This window comes from uncultured Candidatus Kuenenia sp., assembly GCF_900696675.1.
Taxonomy (GTDB): Bacteria; Planctomycetota; Brocadiia; order Brocadiales; family Brocadiaceae; genus Kuenenia; species Kuenenia stuttgartiensis_A.
Genome location: NZ_CAADGZ010000212.1, coordinates 1 through 3,274, shown reverse-complemented (window position 1 = coordinate 3,274; position 3,274 = coordinate 1). Strand labels below are relative to the sequence as shown.

Annotated in this window: 3 protein-coding genes; all 3 read left to right on the top strand. The window is 43.3% G+C overall.

The genetic code is table 11. The features are described from left to right. Positions 1–1,381: dicarboxylate/amino acid:cation symporter (locus QZT26_RS16965; RefSeq protein ID WP_295103845.1), on the top strand; the 1,381-nt coding region annotated here is incomplete at its 5' end. 38 nt (positions 1,382–1,419) lie between these two features. Then, positions 1,420–2,484, top strand: coding sequence for a DUF362 domain-containing protein (locus QZT26_RS16960; protein WP_099326799.1), 1,065 nt, complete (start codon positions 1,420–1,422; stop codon positions 2,482–2,484). Positions 2,485–2,869: 385 nt separating this feature from the next. Then, positions 2,870–3,274, top strand: a 405-nt coding sequence (locus QZT26_RS16955) for a hypothetical protein (RefSeq protein WP_295103842.1), incomplete at its 3' end; no start/stop codon positions are given.

The following is a 3,274-nucleotide window of genomic DNA, read 5'->3' as shown; positions in this document are numbered from 1 at the left end:
CTTCATCGAAATGGTGAATCTCCTTTCAGGTGTTTTTTGTTATCAATATACCGCCGAATACCTTGGAAATCCTACCATTTCAATCCTATTCCTGCAACAAGGCTTTGCCTTGTTTGCAGGATTTAGGTTGTATATTATTATTGCGGTAGTTGCAGGTATGGTAACGGGGGGATTCGTTCCTGACATAGCAGTCAAATTTTCCCTGCTGGGCGAAATATTCATCAACGCATTAATGATGCTTGTAATTCCCATTGTTATTTTATCGCTTATTGTTGGAATAACAAATCTCGGCGATCTTAGCAGTCTTGGGACACTTGGCTGGCGCACAATAGTTTACTACCTGACAACGACATGTATTGCCGTACTGATCGGTATTGCCCTGGTAAACATTATTCAGCCTGGAAAAGGGTTGTCGACAGGTGAAATCTATCCTGACGCATCTTACACAATACAGGAAAATAATCCCTATGGTGTCAATGAGGATACGATGGGAGGCGTCTTTCGACAAATACTAATAGGTGACAAAGAAAGCGGGAAGCAGGGGATGTTGCCACATAATATTTTTGCCGCAATGGCTCAAATGGAGATTCTGCCCTTAATTGTCTTTTCCATCTTAATTGGTCTGTCATTATCTGCATTGGGGCCAAAAGCCCAATCTGCGGTTAATGTCATTTCTATTCTCAATGATGCGGTTATGAAAATAACACACTGGGTGCTGTATATTGCGCCTATTGGTATTTTCGGTTTGATTTCTTCCAGGGTTGGACAGGCAGGGGGATTCAGCGGATTCATTCCTGAATTGTACTTACTGGGAAAATATTCTTTTACGGTTTTAATCGGTCTTGCCATTCACGGTTTCGTTATTTTGCCCCTCATACTAAAAATATTCGGGAAAAGGAGTCCTGTTATTTTTGGAAAAGGCATGAGCGCCGCCTTGCTAAATGCATTTTCTACAGCGTCCAGCTCGGCGACCCTTCCGCTTACCATGCAATGCGCTGAAGAAAAAAATAAAATTTCAAATAGAACGGCAAGTTTTGTTCTTCCGTTGGGAGCAACAATAAATATGGACGGAACGGCTCTCTACGAAGCAGTTACCGCGATATTTATCGCCCAGGCATATGGAATAACCATGACGCCCGCAATGCAAATCATTATATTTGTTACCGCAACACTTGCAGCCATAGGCGCTGCAGGCATTCCGGAGGCGGGATTAATTACTATGGTAATAGTGCTTAAGTCCGTTGGCTTACCCATCGAAGGCATTGGATTAATCCTGGCAATTGATTGGATTTTAGACAGATTCCGTACTGCAGTAAACGTGTGGGGCGATAGCGTTGGCGCCGGTGTGATTAAAAGGTATGAATTAAATAAAAATATATAGGTTCCTTAATTTCTTGACATTTTAAAGAGGAGGATGTTATGGACTTAAAAAACAATCATTTTTCTCGTAGGGATTTCTTAAGGAATGCCGCGATGGGCGCCGTTGGGGTTGGAATAGGCGCTATGGGCATTAATGGCTTCAGAGAAACCTTTGGCGCAGATTCTGATACCGATATGCTATCAAAGAGCAGGGTTATTGCCGTAAAAGACATCGGGATTATAAGCAAGAGTGCCCCTGATCAAATAAGGGTTGATAAAATGGTGGACGAAGGAATGTTTGCGCTTACCGGCAAAAAAACCACTAAAGACGCCTGGCGCTGTTTTTTTACATCGGAGGATGTTGTAGGCGTCAAGATCAACCCGATAGGCGGCAAATTGCTTTCTACCAGACCGGAAGTGGTAAACGCCATCATAGCCGGGTTGCTTGCTGCAGGCGTTAAGGAAAATAATATCATCGTCTGGGACCGTTTTGAAGAACATCTGGTCAGCGCAGGCTATGAGGTAAACAGAGGAACCGCCGGCGTACGGTATTACGGCACGGAACATACGGCAGGATACGACAGGGATGTCTATTACGAATCGCACGACGATGACCCGAAATTACGCCAGGATGACGGCGCAAGGTCTCTTTTCAGCAGGATTGTCACGCAGCAGACTACTGCCATTATTAATGTGCCGGTAATGAAAGACCATGGCATTGCCGGCGTAACCCTGTGTCTCAAAAATATCGGATTTGGCGTAATAAATAATACCCCGCGGTTTCATTCTTCACCCTATTACTGCGACCCTGCTTCTGCGGAGGTTTGCGCCCATCCTGCCATTAAAAATAAACTGCGCCTGCATATTGTTGACGCATTACAGGCATGCTTCTCAGGAGGCCCCAGACCCAAGGCCTCCAACACTATTTGGAATGAAGAACAGTTGTTTTTTGGAACAGACCCTGTGGCAATAGACCGGATAGGGCTTGATATAATAGATGCAAAACGCAGAGAAAACCGCTTAATGCCTGTATCGCAAAAAGCAAAACACATCGTCAATGCAGGGAAAAAGGGATTGGGCAAGTATGAAATGAAAGATATTGAGTACATAAAACTACGCAGGTAAAAAAACCGGGTTTTTGAACATTAATACTCTCGTTCTCAAACCTTGTACTGAACATAGTGAAGTATCTGTTTGGGAACGTAATTGTACTGGAAACTACATTCGCGGGTTCAGGCCTTATGCGGTTTTTTAAAGAGAAGACCGAACCGCAGAACAAGCTGTATAATGTTCACGCTGAATAGCCACAAGTAGAGCTTACCATTTTCTGTTACGTGGCAAATCAAATCAAGGGTTATCCTTTTGAAAACCTTCTAATGGGCTGCCCCCACATTGCTTCTCCCATGCGTGGTTGGTCTTTTTTAAATATTGACGATGGAATTGCGTTGTCTATAATGCACGCACAATTTTACCCTATAAACTTTTACCTTAATTTAAAGGGACAATACTTATGAAAAAAAGGACCCATATTTTTAACTTTTCGATAGTGCTTTTATTGTTATTTGGTTTTGCTTTTCCGTTATTTGCGCAAGAAGGCACAGGTAAACCGTCAAACAAGGCGGTTAACCAAAAGATAGGAAAACTCCAGATTCCCTTTATTTCCAATGAAGGACAGATGGGCGAAAAGGTTAAATTTTACGCTAATACCTTTGGCGGGACGGTATTTGTCACGAATGAGGGGGAGATTGTTTATTCACTGCCAAAAAGATCGGAAGCTAAGAATGCTGACAGTAGTGGCGAATGGCATTCGCCCGGTGTGATACACGATGCGGGATGCGAGATACATGAAAATCGTGATTCATGCATCAAATCGTGTAGGCTGGATGAAGCTCATACGCATCAACCTAACTTGGCA

Excerpts from the sequence above, each read along its gene's own strand:
- QZT26_RS16960 (WP_099326799.1), top strand. The coding sequence starts at position 1,420 with ATGGACTTAAAAAACAATCATTTTTCTCGTAGGGATTTCTTAAGGAAT.